General features: G+C 68.9%; 11 protein-coding genes. 8 read left to right on the top strand and 3 right to left on the bottom strand.

What is annotated here, in order from left to right; translation table 11 throughout:
* Nucleotides 1-224: 224 nt before the first annotated feature.
* Nucleotides 225-1,532, bottom strand: coding sequence for an HsdM family class I SAM-dependent methyltransferase (locus tag ACWD3C_RS17385; protein WP_210525264.1), 1,308 nt, complete (start codon nt 1,530-1,532; stop codon nt 225-227).
* A 390-nt stretch (nt 1,533-1,922) separates the two neighbouring features.
* On the bottom strand, nt 1,923-3,047 hold the full coding sequence (locus tag ACWD3C_RS17380) for a DUF4062 domain-containing protein (protein WP_451144725.1): 1,125 nt from the start codon (nt 3,045-3,047) through the stop codon (nt 1,923-1,925).
* A 78-nt stretch (nt 3,048-3,125) separates the two neighbouring features.
* Here ACWD3C_RS17380 and ACWD3C_RS17375 point away from each other — a divergent pair, with 78 nt between their 5' ends.
* The 7 genes from ACWD3C_RS17375 to ACWD3C_RS17345 all read left to right on the top strand — a co-directional run bounded on the left by ACWD3C_RS17375 (nt 3,126) and on the right by ACWD3C_RS17345 (nt 18,687).
* Nucleotides 3,126-3,578 (top strand): hypothetical protein, encoded by a 453-nt coding sequence (locus ACWD3C_RS17375; RefSeq protein ID WP_210525266.1) that lies wholly within the window; start codon nt 3,126-3,128, stop codon nt 3,576-3,578.
* A 220-nt stretch (nt 3,579-3,798) separates the two neighbouring features.
* Nucleotides 3,799-4,401 carry a hypothetical protein gene (locus ACWD3C_RS17370; RefSeq protein ID WP_210525267.1) on the top strand — a complete coding sequence of 201 codons (603 nt, stop codon included), beginning with the start codon at nt 3,799-3,801 and terminating at the stop codon, nt 4,399-4,401.
* Nucleotides 4,395-5,849 carry a hypothetical protein gene (locus ACWD3C_RS17365; protein WP_451144723.1) on the top strand — a complete coding sequence of 485 codons (1,455 nt, stop codon included), beginning with the start codon at nt 4,395-4,397 and terminating at the stop codon, nt 5,847-5,849. The genes ACWD3C_RS17370 and ACWD3C_RS17365 overlap by 7 nt, the downstream gene beginning before the upstream one ends.
* A gap of 607 nt (nt 5,850-6,456) precedes the next feature.
* A complete protein-coding gene (locus tag ACWD3C_RS17360) occupies nt 6,457-14,016 on the top strand; it encodes an amino acid adenylation domain-containing protein (RefSeq protein WP_451144721.1) in 7,560 nt (2,519 codons plus the stop codon).
* Between the two features lie 209 nt (nt 14,017-14,225).
* The gene (locus ACWD3C_RS17355) at nt 14,226-16,556 is read left to right on the top strand and encodes an ABC transporter ATP-binding protein (protein WP_451144719.1); all 2,331 of its coding nucleotides are present in this window, start codon (nt 14,226-14,228) and stop codon (nt 16,554-16,556) included.
* Between the two features lie 412 nt (nt 16,557-16,968).
* Nucleotides 16,969-17,193, top strand: a complete 225-nt coding sequence (locus tag ACWD3C_RS17350; protein WP_451144717.1) for an MbtH family protein — start codon at nt 16,969-16,971, stop codon at nt 17,191-17,193.
* A gap of 192 nt (nt 17,194-17,385) precedes the next feature.
* Nucleotides 17,386-18,687 (top strand): acyl-CoA dehydrogenase family protein, encoded by a 1,302-nt coding sequence (locus ACWD3C_RS17345; RefSeq protein ID WP_451144715.1) that lies wholly within the window; start codon nt 17,386-17,388, stop codon nt 18,685-18,687.
* A 54-nt stretch (nt 18,688-18,741) separates the two neighbouring features.
* On the opposite strand, the gene ACWD3C_RS17340 is transcribed toward ACWD3C_RS17345, so the two are convergent.
* Nucleotides 18,742-18,954 (bottom strand): hypothetical protein, encoded by a 213-nt coding sequence (locus tag ACWD3C_RS17340; protein ID WP_451144713.1) that lies wholly within the window; start codon nt 18,952-18,954, stop codon nt 18,742-18,744.
* A gap of 250 nt (nt 18,955-19,204) precedes the next feature.
* Here ACWD3C_RS17340 and ACWD3C_RS17335 point away from each other — a divergent pair, with 250 nt between their 5' ends.
* Nucleotides 19,205-19,435: a DUF5132 domain-containing protein gene (locus ACWD3C_RS17335; RefSeq protein ID WP_451144711.1), complete on the top strand. Its 231-nt coding sequence runs from the start codon at nt 19,205-19,207 to the stop codon at nt 19,433-19,435.
* Nucleotides 19,436-19,438 lie beyond the last annotated feature (3 nt).

Genomic DNA, 19,438 nt, shown 5'->3' with positions numbered 1-19,438 from the left:
TTGGTACTTGGTGCTCCGCCGCCGAATCGCCCCGGTCCGCGCCACCAGGCCGGCGGGCGTGATGACTGGGGAACCAGCGGTCGCGACACTCCCCGCCCGGACACTGGTAACGAGTTCACGCAATGGGACCATCGGCGCCGCTGTCGGCCAAGCGAAGGTGGAACCAACCAGGCGTCCTGGATCCCAGTCGGCCTCGCCCCGCAGATCAACTGTCAAGAAGCTGCTCATGACCGTCCTGCGGTACGTGGCCGGTCGTCTTCTGCGTCGACGAACTCCAGGACGGCATTCAGCCCGGGACCTTCCGGGCCGAGTTGCGTCTCCCAGTCCTCACCGAGATGGGCGACCAGCGTCTCCGCGGGCTCAGTGCGGTCGATGACGACGAGAACGGAACGGACACCGGTGCCTGTGATCGCTCCTGCCGGAAGCCCGATAAGAGCGGCTACGTGGAAGTTCTCGGCCAGGAACATCCTGTACGCCGCGTACCGGTCCGCGAAGGTGAACGAGTGAGCGATATGCAGGACAGCGCGTCCTCCGGGCTTCAGCGCCCGCACACACTTGTCCAGCGCTGCGACATTGCCGTCGGACGTGGTCGATCCGTCCAGGAGAGGGTGGCGGTCGGCCAGGGAGAGACCGACAGGCGGCGCCGTGACAACGACGTCGGCATCCGCGAGGTCCCTCTGGAAGGAGTCGCCCTTCTCGATCACCACGTGCCTCGGCGCGTCCCGACCGATCCCTGCCGCGAGTTCGGCGAGCTGTGCGTCGAACTCGTAGCCGATGAACTCCGCCGCGACGCCTCGCTCCGCAGCACGGTCCAAGGCCGTCCAGAGGAACGATCCGGTTCCGCAGAACGGATCCAAGACGGTGCCAGCCAGATGCTTCTCAACCAGCGCCGAAACGGCGGAGGCAACCACTCGGGGTGAGCTGAACTCTCGGTGTCTGCCACGAGAGGCGAACTCGGTCAACGCGTCCCGCTTCGCGCGCCAGAGTACGTCTGCCCGAACCGGCACGAACCCACCGTCGGGCAGTTCGATACCCGGCCTCCCATTTCGGGAAGACGTCAGGACGTCCCCGGAAGGAAAGTACCGGTCGGCTGAGACCCCGGAGTTGCGGAGACGGTCCGCCTCGAACCACAGACGTTGCACCAGGAGGGAGGTAGCCAGCGACCGGTCGGTGACCAAGCCTTGGGAGCCGTGCTCGGGCGGAGTCGGGCCGTCGACCGGCTGCAAGGAACGGACACCACGGTCGGCCTTGAACCACTGCCCATTGATCACCGCGTAGTGCTCGAGCGTACCCAGCAGGTCCCGGCTGCCCGCCAGGGAGGGAAGGACGAGCTCGGGCTGCCGGAGCTTCTTGTTCTTGTACTCGACAACCGCCCACGGCACGAGTTCCCCGTCGGCATTCGACGCCCACGCCAGTACATCCGGCCGAAGGTTCGACAAGTTTTCAAGCCGCGGCTCGACCTGCAGAATCGTGTAGCCGACGGCACGCATCGCGGCACGAACCTCGGCGATGTCGGACCTGTGATTCGGCATGGGGCTCCCCTCCCTTCTGCCGCCTTCCGCAACAAGGCAGCCCGGCAGGCTATCGCGTCTGATCATGCCCTGCCAACAGAGGCGCGACGGGTACGGAGGCCGGTCCGCGCCTTCGACTCGAGCACCGGTGTCGAGGCTGGGGCGCGATTGGCCCGTGCGGCCCCGGAGATACGAAGTGACACTGGCGTTCAACCTGCACCCTTCCGTCCGGTACATGATTCACGCGGTGGAACTCGTCTGGACGGTCCGGTCAGGGTGGTGTGCTCAGTAGGTCGACCGTCCGCTTCAGTCGCTGGCAGAAGAGGGCGTCGATCGCCAAGCCGGTTCGGACCTTGTCAAGCGTCAAACGAGAGCAGGCGGCGGCCGTGCCCGCTTGCTGTCGAAACGGCCTCAGGCAGCGGAGGGGTGGTGCGCGATCAGTGCCCGCGCGAGATGTTCGGCGACTTCCTCGGCTCCGGCCTGCAGGGCCGCCAGGGTGACGGACTCGTCGGGTTCGGTACGCAGGGCGAATGACCTGCCGAAGCCAGCCAGACTGGCTTTGCGCCGTGACTGACGTGGGTCGAAGGTATCGATGCTGGTCATAGCGGGCTCCGACACGCCAGCAGCCACCACGATGCGGTCCTGCCTGATGATGTTCAACGAGCCGGTGAACTTGAGCAGTTCGGCGATCTGCTTGGGCAGGGCATTGGGATCGAGGATCGGCCCCATACTGTCCTGGGGGAGCAGGGCCCGGGTGGAGAGCTGGCCCGTCTTGTACAGGCGGACCTCTACGAGCTGGCCCGGACGGGGCGTGTCCCACGAACGGGGGCGGCTGGCCGGGACGGAGACGGCCATATGGTCCTGCGATCGGGAAGAGCTGAGGGGGACATCGTCCTCGACCATACCGGTGAGGCGCACACGGCCCGGCAGCGAGTGGCCGAGCGCCTCCAGTTCCCTAGCCGAGTAGCCAGCAGAGTTCAGTGGTAGGACGTGCAGTTCCAGAAGGGTGGTCACGCCGGCGGTCTGCAGGCCGCCTGTACCCTCCTCGAGAGTCCAGTGCAGGGCGGGTGGCTGGGCCAGCTTGGCGAAGGCCAGGGGGGACGGGCCCGACTCCAGCTCCCGGATCTTCCCGGCGACCTTAGGGAGCAGGTCCGCGGCCGTGCGGAAGCTGTCGCGGAATACGCCGGTGGCGTACGCCTCCACTACGCGTACGAACTCGTGCTGGCTGGGCTCGAAGGTCACGTCCAGCTTGCGATAGACGAGGCGGGGCATACCTGCTTGCTGGGCTGCCACCCACTCGTCATGGGTTGCTGACTGCCCCGTCTCGGGGAACACGTGGCCGTAGTTCGGGCCTAGGAGGAAGAGGCACGCGTCGGCGGTCGACAGAGCTTTGAGGCAGGCTTCCCGGCTCGGCGTGGTCTGAGCTGAGAAGTCCTCGAACCGGACCGGGGTGTGCCCGAGAGCGCGGACCAGCCCGTCAAGGGCGTCACGCTCCTCCTCCAGACCCTTGCGGGCACTGCTGATGAAGATCCTCACGCTACGGTGTCTCCACTGCTGAGGGTTCTGCTGTGAGGCGAACCGGGTGGCTGGTGCCGGCATTCAAATGGGGGTTTGATGGCCGAGACGTCGGAAGAGGCGATACGCGCCTACTGGAAGGAGCACCGCGAGCAACTGCGGCAGTGTGAGACCCAGCGCTCCACATTGACGAACCTCCTGCTCATCGTCACGGCAGCCCTGAGCGGTCTGATCGTCCAGCAGAAGTTCACGCTGAACGTCATGCCTTTGTGTCTCTTCGTCGCGACGACTGGAGTCTACGGGGCTGTGGCGGTGGCCAAGTACTACGAGCGGGCCTCCTACCACCTCACCCAGGCAAGGGCGTTGACCCGAGACCTGGCGGTCCGGGGCGTGCTGGGGTCCGATGAAGGGCTCGCCCGGGCACGCGCGGCGCACTACCGCGAGTTTCCCCGGCTGCACCGCATTCGGCTTCACCGCCTGTGGGTAGGGCTGCACCTCGCTATAGCCCTGTACGGGCTCTCCCTCCTTCTCGTCTGTGTGATTGTCGCCTGACGACTCAGGGAGAAGGAGCACAACACACGTGCGGCGCTCTGGTGCGGTCAATTGCCGCCTGAGCAGAGGCTGTCGCCCTGCCTGCCTGGATCCTGTGGTCCGCTCCGCTCCTTCGCGGCACCGCCAGGTTGTCTGCACAGCACTCCCCTGCTCTGAATCAGGGACCGCTCGCTAGTACGGCCATCAGCCGCCGCCCCTCCACGGCGCTTAGACTCTCACCGTGGTAGGAGAGGACGCCCACTTAAAGGGAATCTCGGGAGCGAAGAGAGCCAAGCTCTACCTCGAGGGCACGATGCGGATCTGTGGGGCCTTTGCGAACACGGACTCGGACGCCTGGGCGAGGAAACTGACACTCGGCTGGCCGGAGGGCGGACAGACCTTCTCCTTCGACCTGGGCGGGTCGATGCGGGGCGCCCCGTACCATGGCGACCAGTTCTGCGCGGAGGTCAAGCACTATCAGGGGCCGGCGGACCAGGGCACTCACTTCGTCGAGTTCCTCGCCAAGTGCTACGTCGCGCACCAGGAGAAGTACCTCTTCGGCGATCACTACATGTGGATCACCTGGGCCCCCTTCAATGTGAACAGTTGGTCGCAACTACACGAGCCGCAAAGGATCGAGTCCGCTGTCGTCCAACACCGGCAACGCATCTTCGGTGACGTCTCCGAGGACGAGGCCAGGAAGAGGATCGACGCGAACGCGGTCCAGAGCGTGTCCGAGCGCGTGTGGCGCATCGTCCTGTCAGAGAAGCAGGAGGGTTTGCTGCCCCTCACCGAGTGGCGGGCCATCCTGGCGCACGAGCTGACCCTAAAGGGGGAGTGGTGAACGCCGTCGCATCGTCGATCGCCGAGGCACTCGAGGCGGACGACCCGTACCGCTCGTTCGCCGAAATCAAACGACTCCTCGAACAGCACCTTCGGCAGATCAATCCGCAGATCCGGACCAGGCGCACCGGATACTACAACCACACCCACATGCCGGACCTGGTCATGCGATGGCCGCACGACGACGACCTCAGCGACCGATACGTCTACCTGCGCAGCACGACGGACGCGGACGAGCTCGGGTTCGACATCAGGCGCCTTGCTCGCCAGGACCGGCCCATTGTTCTGGCGCTCGGCTCTCTCCGCCCGTCCTTCGACGCCCGCACCCTGGATTCGCTCGCGATCGACCACCACACCCTGGTCTTGGACCTGGCGGCTTTCGCGGAGCTGACCGCTGGCGAGTCGGCCGACGCCGCGTTGAGGCGTCTGATCGCGAACACCGTCATTGAAGGCGGCCAGGGCCTCCTTGACGAGCGCTCCGTGTCCCGGCTGGCCCGTGCCATGACGACCGGCGCGCAGGCAGCCCGCCGCGGTGAGCGTGAGGGGACTGAGGACGCGCTTGCCTTTGCCTCGGACACGCTGTCCCCACCGATCGCGCGCCGCCTGACGGCCTTCTTGGGTACCTTATGGCGCGCTAGTGGTGCACCGGTAGCCGCACTCGAACGCGCTCCCAAATATCCGCAGCAACTGGACGAGTCGTCGCTCGATTACCTCCTCGAAGGCCAGGAGATCCCTGATGGGAACTTCTGGAGCCGTATCGCCCGTGAGATCACTCTGACCGATCTGCTGCGGCATGGCAGGATCACCGCCACCGACAATCTCCAGCACCTCATGCGCGCCGCGCTGAGCACATGGAACGCCCGGGTTTGCGGCGTAGCTCCCTCCTCCGTCGCCGCTCGCCGTGGCGCAGCCCCCCTGCACTGGACTACGGGCGAGGGAGTCCTGAGCTTCGACGCGCCCGGCTTCGTTCTCACGCTCGCACAGAAGGTCGACCACCTGACATCGTCGGCGGCACGAGCGGCGTACGAACTGCCGGCCCTCGACGAGGTCGGCAATCGTCTGCCGCTCCTAGGGCTGAGCCTCAAGGCCATCACGCTGGTCAACGGTGGCGGGAAGGTGGCGTACGAAGGAGAGGTGGGCGCTTTGCATGGGGACCGGCTCCGCCACCTCAGCGAATCCCTCGGACCGGGAACCCTGGTCAAGAATCTCGAAGCCCTGCCGTCCAGTGGCGTACCGGTGAGGTACAACTTCTCCACGCGGATCGCCTCGGTGAAACCGCCTCGGGGCAGTGTCCCGCTCCTGGAGCTCGTGAACACGTCCATTCGGCTCTTCGCGGATCTGTCCCGTGAGGAGGAGGAACGCCTCGTCGAGGTGGTCCCATCGGGCGGCCGCACCCTGCATGCTGGAATCGATCACGACATGCAGGGGACAGAGCCCCCCGCCGACTGACGCGCGGCGGGTCCACAGTGGGCGCACCGACACGACTCCACCGCGTGAGGCTCCGTACCGGGGGAGGTGCTGCCGTACTGCGGGTAGCCATGCCACGCCAGATTGTCCGTGCCGAACCGACGTACGGCCGTGACGCTCATTTGACGCTCCGGGCGCCCGCTGGCCCTCATTCGGGATCCGAAAGCCTATCTGACCTGCTGTTTTAACGCTTGCGTCCAGGGCGACATGTTTCCGATGACGCATCACGTGGAGTGCGTGGCGATCCTGGAGCCTGCCGCGAAGCGCTCCTGAACCGCCGTTCCGCCGGTGTGTCCAGCTACCCGTCGACCGCTCCGGACCAAGCACCTGCCGCGGCCTGCCCGCAAGGCGGCATGTCATTCCTTCGAGTGGCGTAGTCCCCTGGAGCCCAGGGGTGTGCCCTGGTAGCTGGCACGATGAGTGACGGCAAAGGCTCTGATCACGCAGGTATGTCGTCCCGTCCGGCTGCACGCGGTGCTGCTTCGCCACCGAGTGGTCTGCGGACACTTTCACCCCTCCGTGAGTACAGGAGGCCGGTACTCACCGGTCGTGATCAGGGGTTCCCGGCCCTCTGGCAGGAGGTTCCTCGTTGTCCTATCGCCAGCCGTCCGTTCAGCATGGTGGTGGCCATGCGCAGACCTCCGACTGTGCGGAGGATTCGTCGGTCGAAGTCCTGTCGGTGACCGCGGCGCAGCGTGAGGTCTGGCTCGCGGAGCAGCACTCCCCGGATGTACGTCAGGCACTGCGTCTGGGGGAGTACCTGGAGATCTGCGGGCCGGTCGATCCGGCCGTGTTCGAGGCGGCGCTGCGTCAAGTCGTGGCCGAGACCGATGCGTTGCGGGTGCGTCTGGTGGCCGGTGAGGACGGGCCTGTTCAGGTTCTGGAGCGTGAGCTGCCGTGGGCCCTTTCGTCCGTCGACGTCGGCGACGAACCCGACCCGGAGGCCGCCGCACGCGCGTGGGTTTCCGCCGACATGGCGCGGCCCATGGACCTGGCCTCGGGCCCGTTGTTCAGCTACGCCCTGTTCCGGCTGGCGCCGGACCGGTTCTGGTGGTACCACACGTACCACCATGCGGCGGTGGATGCTTTCGGCTACGCCCTCGTGGCACGGCGGGTTGCCGAGGTGTATACGGCCCTGGCGGATGGGCGGAAGGCCGGGCCCAGCCCCTTCGGTCGGTTGTCGACACTGGTCCGGGCGGATCAGGAGTATCACGAGTCTCAGGACCGCAGCGCCGACCGGGCGTACTGGATGCGGCAATTGGCAGGGTGGACGGGGACCGCCGCGTCTTCGCCCGGCTCAAGGGGTGCGTCGGCGGATCCTGCCTCCACACAGCGGGAGCCGTCGTCCGGGAGCCCGGTACCCGGGGGCGTCCCGACGACCGAGTTGTGCCCGCTGCTGCGCCCGCAGGCGCTGCGGGCGGCGGCTTCGCGCGTCGACATCTCCCGATTCCGGTTCGTGTTCGCCGCCGTGGCGCTGTACACGCATCGTCTGACGGGCGCGCGGGACGTGGTGATCGGGCTGACCGTGGCCGGCCGTGTGGACGAGGCATCCCGCGCGACACCGGGGATGCTGGCCAACAGCGTCCCCGTACGGCTGACGGTCCGGCCCGACCTGCCGCTGCGGGACTTGCTGGCCCAGGTCGACGTCCGGATGCGCGAAGCGGTGGAGCACCAGCGCTACCGTGCGGAGGACCTGCACCGCGACCTCGGCCTGTCCCGTGGCCCCCGCGCGGCGTTCTCGCCGATGGTCAACCTCATCGGGTTCGACTACAACATCGCCTTCGCCGACCACCGGTGCATCGCGCACAATCTCTCCTTCCCGTTGGGCGCCGACCTGATGATCATGGTGTGGGACCGCCGGGACGGCTCCGGTCCCCATATGAGACTGCACGCGCCGCCCGAGGCGTACGGCGAGGCGGAACTCGCGGACACCCAGCGGCGTCTGCTGCGTTTCCTGGCAGACATGGCCGACATGGCGGACGCCGATCCCGATCTCCCGGTCGGCATGCTCGACGTGCTGTCGGCCGACGAGCGACGGTGCCTGCTCGGGATGGGGGACGCCACCGCGGCAGGTGTCCCCGCCGCTCCGGTGCCGAGGCTGTTCGAGGAGCAGGTGCGCCGGACGCCGGACGCGGCCGCGGTGGTGGCCGACGGCACCACCGTGACGTACGGGGAGCTGAACGCCCGCGCGAACAGGCTCGCGCACGCACTGGCGGCCCGGGGTATCGGGGTGGAGGACGTTGTCGCCCTCGCCCTGCCGCGTTCGAGTGAGCTTGTCGTGGCTGTCCTCGCCGTGCTCAAGGCCGGGGCCGCCTACGTGCCGGTGGACCCGGCGTATCCGGCGGCGCGGAGAGAGTTCATGCTCGACGACGCCCGACCGGCCCTGGTGCTGGACGATCCGCGGACGGTGGCCGAGCTGTCGGAGGGACAGCCGGACACCGACCCCGGAATCGACGTGGATCCGCGGCACCCGGCGTACGTGATCTACACCTCGGGCTCGACCGGGCGGCCCAAGGGGGTGATGGTGCCCCACACGGGCATCGCCTCTCTGGTCACGTTCCACCAGGAGCGTCTGCGGATCACCTCCGACAGCAGGCTCCCGCAGATGGCCTCGCCCAGCTTCGATGCCGCTACATGGGAGCTGTGCGTCACCCTGCTGACCGGGGCCACACTGGTGCTCGCCCCTCAGACCGACCCGCTGTCGGTCCTCACCGACCCCGACAGTCGCATCACTCACGCGTTCGTGCCGCCGGCGGCGCTGGCCGTGCTGCCGGATACGGACATCTCCGCGTCGACGCTGGCGGTGGGCGGAGAGCCATGGCCGCCGGGGCTGGCGGCGCGGTGGGCACCGCATCGGCGCCTGATGAATGTCTACGGGCCGACGGAAACCACCGCGATCGTGACCACGAGCAAGCCGCTGGCGCCCTCGGACACGGCGCCGCCGATCGGGCAGCCGCACTCCGGCACCCGCGTCCATGTACTGAACGGAACGCTGCAACCGGTTCCCTTGGGAACCGCCGGGGAGCTGTACATCGCCGGTGTGTCCCTGGCACGCGGCTATCTGCGCCGACCGGCGCTGACGGCCGAGCGGTTCGTGGCCGACCCGTACGGCCCTCCTGGGACACGGATGTACCGGACGGGGGACGTGGTGCGGTGGCGGGCGGACGGGGAGCTGGAGTACGTCGCCCGCGCCGACCGCCAGGTCAAGATCCGCGGTTTCCGCATCGAGCAGGGAGAGGTCGAGGCCGCGCTGATGGCGTGCCCCGGTGTGGCGCAGGCCGCGGTGCTGGTCCGCCCGAACCGGCAGCAGGGTGGTATGCGGCTCATCGCCTACGTCGTAGCCGATGAGGACGGGACACGGCCGCAGTCGCTGCGCGAGCGCCTGCACGAGCGGCTGCCCGATTTCATGGTGCCGTCGGCGTTCGTGATGCTCGACGAGCTGCCGCTGACCCCGAACGGAAAGCTGGACCGGGACGCCCTTCCGGAGCCGGACGTCGAGCCCGGCGCATCCGTCGTACGGGCACCGCACACCCCACGGGAACAGCTGCTGTGCGAACTGTTCGCCGAGGTGCTCGGTCTGCCGAGGGCCGGCATGGACACGGACTTCTTCGCAGCGGGCGGACACTCGCTGCTGGCGATCCGCCTGACGTCCCGGATCCGCGCCGTCCTCGGCGTGGACCTGAACCTGAGCGCGCTGTTCGAAGCGCCCACGGTTGCCCGCCTGGCGGCCCGGCTGGACGGCGCGGACCGGGAACGCCCGGCACTGACCGTCCAGGAACGACCGGATCCCGCCCCGTTGTCGTACGCGCAGCAACGGCTGTGGTTCCTGCACCGTGCGCAGGGCCCCAGCGCCGCCTACAACATTCCCCTGGCGCAGCATCTGACCGGCGAGCTCGACCGGGAGGCGCTGGAGAAGGCGCTGGGCGATGTGGTGGGCCGCCACGAGATCCTGCGCACGGTCTTCCCGGAAGTCGACGGCGAGCCCCTCGCACGGATCGTCGACCCGTCCGCGGGGCGCCCGTCGCTGCCCGTCACCGAGGTGGCCGACGAGGAGTCGCTGCGGTCGCGGCTGAGGGAAGCCGCCTGTTACGCGTTCGACCTGGCCATCGAGCCACCACTGCACGCGGAGCTGTTCGTACGGGGCCCCGCCGAGCACGTCCTGCTGATCGTGGTCCACCACATCGCCGCCGACGGCTGGTCCATGGCGTCCCTGACCCGCGACCTGGCAACCGCCTACCCCGCCCGGCGCCAGGGCAGGGAGCCGACCTGGGAGCCACTGCCGGCGCGGTACACCGACTACACCTTGTGGCAGCGTCGGCTCCTGGGCGACCCCCACGACCCCGATGGACTTCTGAACCGCCAACTCGCCCACTGGAAGTCGGCGTTGGCGGACCTGCCCGAAGAACTCGCGCTTCCCTACGACCGGCCGCGCCCCGCCGTCGCGTCCCACCGCGGTGGCCGAGTCCCCCTGCGCATCGACGCGGAGCTGCACACAGCTCTGACAGAGCTGGCGCGCCGGTCGGGAACAAGCCTCTTCATGGTGCTGCACGCGGGTCTGGCGGCGCTCCTGACCAAGTTGGGCGCGGGCACCGACGTCCCGGTCGGCAGTGTGATCGCCGGCCGCACCGATCAGGCCCTGGACGACCTGGTGGGGTTCTTCGTCAATACGCTGGTGCTGCGGACCGACACCTCGGGCGACCCCGCCTTCACCGAGCTGCTGGAACGGGTCCGCGGGACCGCACTGGCAGCCTATGCCCACCAGGAGACGCCCTTCGAGCAGCTCGTGGAGACGCTGAACCCGACCCGGTCACCGGCCCGCCACCCGCTGTTCCAGGTCGCGCTCTCCCTGGACCCCGACGAGGCTACGGAGTTCACACTTCCGGGTCTGCGCACGTCCAGAGTTCCGGTGTCGACCGCGACCGCCAAGTTCGACCTGGACATCGGCGCCCACGAACAGCGCTCCGAGAAGGGCGAGTGCCTCGGCCTGGCCGGGACCGTCGACTACGCCACCGAGCTGTTCGACCACGGCACGGTCCAGGACCTGACGGCACGTTGGGTCCGCCTGCTGGAAGCGGTCGTCCGGGACCCGGACCGTCCGATCAGCCGCATCGACGTACTGTCCGATGGCGAGCGACGGCGCCTCCTCGGGGACAGCGGGGACACCGACCGGGCCACGCCGGCGCAGCTGCCCGCAGCCACGATCCCCGAGCTGTTCCACGCGCAGGTGTGCGCCACCCCCGACGCGGTCGCCGTAGTGGCGGACGACACCACCCTGACGTACGCCCAGTTGAACACCCGGGCGAACCGGCTCGCACACGCGCTCACCGCTCGCGGCGTAGGAGTCGAGGATGTCGTCGCCCTCGCCCTGCCGCGTTCGAGCGAGCTTGTCGTGGCGGTGCTCGCCGTGCTCAAGGCCGGAGCCGCCTACCTGCCGCTGGACCCGGAGTACCCGGCCCCGCGCATCGCGGCCATGTGCGCGGACGCACGGCCCCTGTTGCTGCTCACGGACACGACCACCGCCGTATCCGGCGACCTCGCCACGGGGACTCCGCGTCTGCTGCTGGACGCACCGGAGACCGTGGAGGAGCTGAAGGGGCTGCCGGATGCCGACCCGGTGACGCGGTTGTCGCCCGAGCATCCGGCATACGTGATCTACACCTCGGGATCGACCGGCACACCCAAGGGGGTCGTCGTCCGCCACGCGAGCGTGGCCAACATCGCCGCACAGTACCGGAACGAGGTGTTCGGACCGGCGGCCGAGCGCACCGGGGACCGGCGGCGCCTGCGGGTCGCCCTGACCGCCTCGGTGTCCTTCGACGCCTCGTGGGGCCAGCTGGCGGCCCTGACGGACGGCCACGAACTGCACGTGCCCGACGCCGCCACCTGGGTGGACGCCGACCGGTTCGTGGGGTGGCTGATCCAGCACCGGATCGACACGGTCGACGTCACGCCCTCGTACATGCGGGTCCTGTCCGACCGTGGCCTGTTCACGAACGAGCGGTGGCGGCCGAGCGTGGCCGTGCTCGGTGGCGAGGACCTCCCGGACCGGCTGTGGCAGGAACTCCGGGCCGTCGACGGACTGGTGGCCCACAACATGTACGGGCCGACCGAGTGCACCGTGGACTCGGTTCAGGCACGGCTGGAAACCGCCGCGACCCCGGTCCTCGGACAGCCGGTCCCCGGCACCCGTGCCTACGTACTGGATGCCGCGTTGCGGCCGGTGCCGCCCGGCGTGACCGGCGAACTGTACGTGGCCGGGGCCGGCCTGGCACGCGGCTACCTGCGTCGGCCGGGCCTGACGGCCCAGCGATTCGTGGCCGACCCGTACGGCCCGCCGGGGACGAGGATGTACCGCACCGGCGACCTCGCCCGCCGGCGTACCGACGGACAACTCGTCTTCGCCGGACGGGCGGACGACCAGGTCAAGGTCCGTGGCCACCGCGTCGAACCCGGCGAGGTCGAAGCCGTCCTCTCCGCCCACCCCCGGATCGCCCACGCCGCCGTGATCGCCCGCGACGACCGAGGCGGAGACACCCGCCTGGCCGCCTACGCGGTGCCTGCCGCCGGGACCGAGGTCGACCCGGCCGACCTGCGCTCCTTCCTCCGAGAGCGCGTTCCCGCCCACATGGTGCCGTCCGCGTTCGTGGCGCTGGACGCCCTGCCGCTGACTCCGAACGGAAAGCTCGACCGCGCCGCCCTGCCCGCGCCGGACTTCGCCACGACAGCCGCACGCGGCCGTTCCCCGCGCACCCCACAGGAGCGGGCGCTGTGCGACCTGTTCGCCGAGGCGCTGGACGTGCCCGCGGTCGGCATCGACGACGACTTCTTCGTCCTGGGCGGTCACTCCCTGCTCGCCACCCGGCTGGCAAGCCGGATCGGCGAGACCCTGGCCGTCCCCTTCAGCCTGTCGGCGCTCCTTGAGGCACCGACCCCGGCGGGACTGGCCCGGCGCCTGAGCGCGGACGACCCGCACGCCGTGTCGTCGTACGTCCCGGACTCGGAAGCGAAGCTGAGCCCCGCCCTCCGCTTCACCTCCGCCACGCCACCGGACGGTGGCCCGCGCGAGATTCTGCTGACCGGGGCCACGGGGTTCGTCGGAGCCTTCCTGCTGTCCGAGCTGCTGCACAGGACAACGGCCCGGGTGCACTGCCTCGTCCGTGCGCGGACCGACACCCAGGCACGTGAGCGGCTGGCCGATGCCATGCGGGTCCACGGCATCATGGCAACGCCGGACGATCCGCGGATGAGCGTCGTCCGCGGGGACCTGACCGCCGTTGGTCTCGGCGTCGGCTCGGCCGACTGGGCACGGCTGCGCGAGACGATCGACACGATCGTCCACAGCGGCGCGTACGTACATCACCTCTCGCCGTACACGCGGCTGAAGCCGGCCAACGTGGAGGGCACCCGAACGCTGCTGCACCTGGCGGGCGAAGGACGGCCGAAAGTGTTCCACCACCTCTCGACCCTCGCGGTGTTCCGACCCGGCCAGGACTCCCGGCCGGTCACGGAGGATTCACCGACCGACGGTGAACGGCACCCGTTCGGGAAGGGGTACGCGGCGAGCAAGTGGGTGGCCGACCGGCTCGTGGAGCGCGCCTTCGAGCGGGGAGCGAGCGGTGGCATCCACCGGCTCGGCCGCATCTGGGCCCACACCTCGACCGGTGCCGTCAATCCCGACGACATGTTCTCCCGGCTGCTCACCAGCTGCGCGGCGCTCGGCTGCTATCCGGCGGAGCCCGAACTGCAGGAAGCCCTCCTCCCCGTCGACGTTCTCGCCGGCGCCCTCGTCGAACTGCTGCGCAGCGGTGACAGAACCGGCCTCGTCCACCACCTTCACCACCCGCGCAGCACCGGACCACGTGCCTTCATGGCCGGTTACGACCGGATGCACGGGACGCGCTCCGAAGAGATCCCGCTCACCGCATGGCTGCGACGCCTGCGCCGCGCGAGCGAACGAGGACAGGACCTGCCGATCCTGCCGTACCAGGCGTACTTCGAGGAGCAGGCCAGGCATGCACCAGCCGTACGGCAACCGACCCTGGAGTTCGAGAACGACAGGACCGTCGATCGGCTGCGGAGACTCGGGGTCGAGATCCCCGAGATCGATGAGGCCGCGATCTCCCGCTACTGGGGCTTCATTGAACGGTGAGGTGAGCTTCGGGAGCCGGTCGCGGCATCGGCTCGGCCGCGCGCAAGTCCCTGCCGTGCCCCCGCGAATACCGGGAGGCTCGTCGAACCAGCAGCGAAGTATGCCGTTGGCGGCACGACCGCCGAGAACCAGTGATGGTGGCGATGGCCTTGCGTGGAAGCCCACCCGTTGACACCCCGACGACATGCCGTACCCGTACGAGAGCGAGGATGCGACCGCGTTCGATCGTGCACGGCCGCCAACGCTGGGAAGTGGACCATGTCCGCGGCAGACCCGCCTTGGCGCGGCTCACCGAGACGGCACTCCTGGACGTCTCGGGCATCGAGGAGGTGCACGCCAGCCCGGTCACCGGCCGGGTGCTGCTGCGCCACGACCGCACCATCAGCCCGCGAGAGGTCGCCCAGTTGCTGCGCCGGGCAGTCGACCGGGCATGGGCGACCTTGCGTGCGGCCGCCGCGAAGATGCTGGGGCGCGGACGCGCCACACAGCCCGGTGAGGCCGACAGGCCGCGAGCGCGTCAACCGGGCACCCGTCCCCACGGCACCCGCAGAACGGGGCACCGCAGGGACAGAGCGGGCGCCGGACGCCGGCTGCCGAAGGTGCTCGCGGCCGGAGGTGCCGTAGCGGCGGCCGTTGCCGGCGGGCCGTTCCTCCTGAAGCTACTCAGCCGCCCTCTGCTCACTCTCGGACTGGCAGCCGCGGCGACGGCAGCCGTCGTCCGGAGAGCGTGGCGCACATCGGAGCGCGCACAGGGGCCATCGGACGAAGCCGCCCCGCGGCGCCATGCCCTGCGGCGCATCATCGGCCCGCACAAGCGGAAGTTCGGCCTGGCAGCGTTGCTGTCCGGACTCTCGCAGCTGGGCGAGATGGCGCTGTTCGCCTTGAGCCCGTCGATCGTGCTGCTGCTCGCCAGAGGCGGGAGCGCCACCCTGGCCGGGCTCGGCGTAGCCGGCGTCACCGCCCAGTTGTCGCTTCTCGTCGGTGCCGCCGGGATGGCCTGCCTCGCCATGGCCGCCTCCGGCTACGGCGCCAGTGTCGTCTGGCGCCAACTGGCGCAGGACATCGAGGACGACTGGCGCACTCGCACCTACGAACACGTCCAGCGGGTGGCGCCGGCCGACCTGGAGAACGAGCGCGTCAGCCGGGTCAACACGGTCATGTCCGAGGACATCAGCCAGATCGGCGCCTTCGTCGGTTCGAGCATGCACGACATCGTCCAGATGGGCACGAGCCTCGCGCTGCTCGTCCCGGCGTTCCTGCTGCTCGCTCCGCAGATCGCCTGGATCGCCTTCGCGCCGATTCCGCTCGTCGCCTGGCTGTCCTTCCGCTTCCACGAGCGCGCGGTCGCCGGCCACGCCACCTCCGACGAGCAACGGGCACGGCTGAACAGCCGGGTGACCGAGAACCTCCATGCCCACACCACCATCAAGTCCGCGGTCAGCGAAGAGCACGAGATCGCACGGATCGCCGAGCTGAACCGCAAGTGCAGCGAGGCCAACCGCGCCACCGGACGCAGCGCGGCGATTCCGCCGCAGATCCTGCGACTGGCCGGTGGTTCGGCCCTGGTCGGCACGGTGCTGCTGGGCGGCCGGGCCGTGCTGCGGGGCACCCTGTCGACCGCGGCCTTCGGCCCGCTGATCGAAATGCCGGGCATCGCCATGCTGCGGCTGTCCCGACTGGGCAGCACCACCGACCAGTACCAGCGCACCGTCACCGCCCTGGACCGGGTGGAGCGTCTGCACGCCCTCCCCGTCGAACCCGTCGCGGAAGGCCGCCGGGTACCCGTCCAACAGGTGAAGGGGGAGATCGAACTGCGCAAGGTGACCTTCGCCTACGCCGGTCGGTCACCGGCACTCCGCGACACTTCCCTGGTCATTGCGCCCGGTCGGACCACCGGCATCGTCGGCGCCAGCGGCGCGGGCAAGACCACCATCGCCAAACTGCTCATGCGCTTCCACCATCCCGACCGGGGGAAGGTGCTGCTCGACGGCACCGACGTAAGCACCCTCGCCCTGCCCGACCTGCGCCGCGCGATCGGATACGTCACCCAGGAGCCGTTCCTGTTCGACGCGACGATCGCCGAGAACATCCGCTACGGCGCTTTCCACGCCACGGAGGATCAGCTTGTCGCCGCTGCCCGCACCGCCGGGGCGGACGCTTTCGTCGACACCCTGCCCGACGGCTACGCGACTCGGGTCGGTGAACGCGGCGCCGCACTGTCCGGCGGGCAGAAACAGCGCATCGCGCTGGCCCGTACCATCCTGCGCGATCCACCGGTCATCATCCTCGATGAGGCCACCTCCGCCGTCGACAACGGGACCGAGGCCATCATTCAGCAGGCCCTCCAGGTGTTCGGGACGGACCGCACGATGGTCGTCATCGCCCACCGGCTGTCCACCGTCCAGAACGCCGACCAGATCTACGTCATGGGCCCCGGCGGACTGGTCGCCGAACAAGGTACGCACGAGGAGCTGGTGACACGCGGCGGTACCTACACCACCCTGTGGGAGTTGCAGGCCGGCAGACCGGCACTCGCCTGACGCCGGGGTCGGCGGGGATGCGACAGGACGACTGAACACCCCATGGATCACACCCCATGGATCGCCGCGTGTTCCTTGTCGCTCGACGCGGACTTCGTGTCCCCGCCGGCCTGCGAGCCGTTTGTCATTCGTTCGGGTGGCAGCGGATCGCAGCCCCCCGAGAACAGCCGCTGACCTGCCATGATGGGTGTCCGAGCCCAGCCCTCCGAGCGCCAACCGGTCACTCGACACGGGTGATCCGCGGGCGACCGAACCCCCACGCCGTCACAGTGCCCGTGCTGTTCCAGGAGCGGGCGCGGCGAGCCCCGCTACCCCGCCGGACGCGCTCATCCCGTCCGTCCGATCCTCCCCGCTCACCTCTGCCAACGCCCCGCTCACCGGGGCCCCGGTGATGAGAACCAGGAGAGCTGACATGACGCACGCGACCAATCCGTTCGAGGACGATGAAGCCCGCTTCCTGGTGCTCGTCAACGACGAGGGCCAGCACTCGCTGTGGCCGGCCTTCGCCGATGTACCCGGCGGCTGGACCGTTGCCCACCCGGAGGACACGCGGCAGGCGTGCCTCCACTACGTCGACGAGGTGTGGACCGACATGCGGCCGCGCAGCCTTGCCGAGGCCATGGACGGCGGACGGTGAGGTCATCGACGTACGGACCACCCAGTGCCCGGCTCTCCGGCTCTGGTGAACGGCACGACGTGCTGAAGATCAACGGCGCTGGGCCACCGGACAACACCTCGTCGGTTTCCGCGCCATGAACGATCGGCGAGCCGCTCGCGGACTCCGCCCCCGGTGCACCCGCTCATCCCTCAAGCCGTCTAGGACACCGCCGTGTTTCTCTCAGAATCCTGCGCCGTTCTCTCCCGCCACCCCGCTCTCAAGGACTTCACTTCCCGAGTCACCGCCTTCCTCGACATGCACCTGCCCGAGCCGGTCACGGAGGCTGCGGCCCGGCCGCCCTGGCTCGATCTGCGCAAGCGCGCCGCCCAAGCCGGGCTGACGGGGTTCGACCTCACGTGCGCCACCGGCGAGCCGGGTAACGGTCGTGGCCTCGCGGGGGCCCGGGACCCGGTCGCGGTCGTTCCCCCGGGCCTCGGGCGCACGGCCCAAGGGCTGGCGATGTTCCTGGCCGGGCGACGGGACTGCGACGCGCGGGAGATCTTCAGCTCGGGTCACGGCGCCATGGCCCTGCGGTACGGCACGCCCGACGTCGCACAGGCGGTCCGCGAGCGCGTGGTGGACTTCGGCGAGCTGGCGGGCGTGGCGTCGAGCGAACCGCACTCCGGGTCGGACGTGCGCGGCCTGCGGACCGTGGCGGTCGACCATGGCGACCATCTGCTGCTGTCCGGTACGAAGGGCCTGGTCAGCCGGGTGGAAGAGGCCACCGGATTCGTCGTCTTCTGCAAGGTGATCGGGCCGGAGCAGGCTGCCGTGCGGGACACCGACGACATGTGGCTGCGCGAGGTGCCGCTGTCGGCGCTCTGGGTGCCGACGGCGAGCGCCGGCATCGTGACCGAAACCACCGCCCCCCTCGGCCTTCGTGGTTGGAGCCTGGGCCACCTGTACTTCGACAACGTACGTATCAGCAAGGATCTTCTGCTCGGGGCACCCGGCGACGGCCGCCGGATCTTCGACATGCACTTCTCCAACTGGCGTTTGATGATGGCGCTGGTCTGCCTGGGGGCGGCGACCGCCGCGATCGAGGAGACGATGGCCCGTGCCCGCCGACGCAGTGTCGGCCGGACGTCGCTGGCGAACGTTCCCTCCGTCGTGTCCCGGCTCGGCACCGCGGCAGCCGAGGTCGAAGCAGCCACCGCCTGGTGCTTCTCCCTCCTGGAGCGGCTGGAGGGGCTGGAGGGGCTGAAGCAGGACGGAGACGGCGTCGACGTGGCGGCCTGCTCCGCCGCCAAAGCCCTCGCCACGGACACGTCCTACCGCGCCGTCGACATCGGGCTCCAACTGCACGGCAGCGAGGGATACACCCGTTGCACCCCCATGGAGAAGCGCCTCAGGGACATCCGGGGGCTCCGTATCGCCGACGGCCCCAACGACACCCTGTACAGCGTTCTGGCCCACTCCCTGCTCGCCGGCTCCCCGCCGACCCCGTCTCTGGTGGCGCAGCGGCAGGCATGACCCGGGCGCCTTATTTGGTTTTTGTGCCAACGCCGAACGGCCCCCAAGGGCCGTTCAGCAGAGTTTGCTCCTGAGCATCGCAAGATAAAACGGGAGTTTCTTTACGGCCGTCTTGGGCACCACGTAGACCTCCACGCTGCCGTGCAGGTGGTCGCTGATAGTGAGCGTGCACTTTCCTTTTTCGTGGCGCACTTCAGCGGAATAAAGGACTTCCTCCGTTGCGGTTTCCATCGCAGCAGCGGCATCGCCGGTTGCGGATTTCTCCATGTTTAACTCCTGGCTCAATGTGAACTTGGAGACGCTGCCTTCAGCTTGCCCTCTGCTGCACGGTAGGTCAGACGGAGGTGGAAAAGATCAACGCAACCAAGGGTGCACTCGAAAGGGTGAATGTCCTAGTTCACCCTGGTGAAGCGGGCTCTTGGGGCGCTAAAGTCGGATTCTGAGGACACTGGCGGGGAAAACCTGAAATGCTGCGAGAAAGGCTGCACTGACTATGCTTCCTGTAATTCCCGTATTCTTGGTCGGGGCAGCTTCTGCGCCCCTCGTCAAGAAGATCATTCGAGGGACTGTCAAGTCCTCCGTAAAGCTGGCGATGGATGCCAGGCGAGTCGCCCACGAGATCAACGAAGACCTGAGCGACATTGCCGCCGAGGCGACCGCCGAGGTGTTCGCTTCCGACCTTCAGGACGGGTCAGAGGTGCCGCGTCAGACCACCAAGAAGGCCCGCGCGAGCAACGTGTCCACGTGAGCT

The organism is Streptomyces sp. NPDC002845 (assembly GCF_053591955.1).
The sequence above is the reverse complement of the archived record's forward strand: the minus strand, read 5'-3'. Positions and strand labels throughout refer to the sequence as shown.

What these genes read in the sequence shown, in the direction of transcription:
- ACWD3C_RS17385 (WP_210525264.1), bottom strand. Translation starts at nt 1,532, where the DNA reads ATGCCGAATCACAGGTCCGACATCGCCGAGGTTCGTGCCGCGATGCGT.
- ACWD3C_RS17375 (WP_210525266.1), top strand. Translation starts at nt 3,126, where the DNA reads ATGGCCGAGACGTCGGAAGAGGCGATACGCGCCTACTGGAAGGAGCAC.
- ACWD3C_RS17355 (WP_451144719.1), top strand. Translation starts at nt 14,226, where the DNA reads ATGCGACCGCGTTCGATCGTGCACGGCCGCCAACGCTGGGAAGTGGAC.
- ACWD3C_RS17350 (WP_451144717.1), top strand. Translation starts at nt 16,969, where the DNA reads ATGACGCACGCGACCAATCCGTTCGAGGACGATGAAGCCCGCTTCCTG.
- ACWD3C_RS17340 (WP_451144713.1), bottom strand. Translation starts at nt 18,954, where the DNA reads ATGGAGAAATCCGCAACCGGCGATGCCGCTGCTGCGATGGAAACCGCA.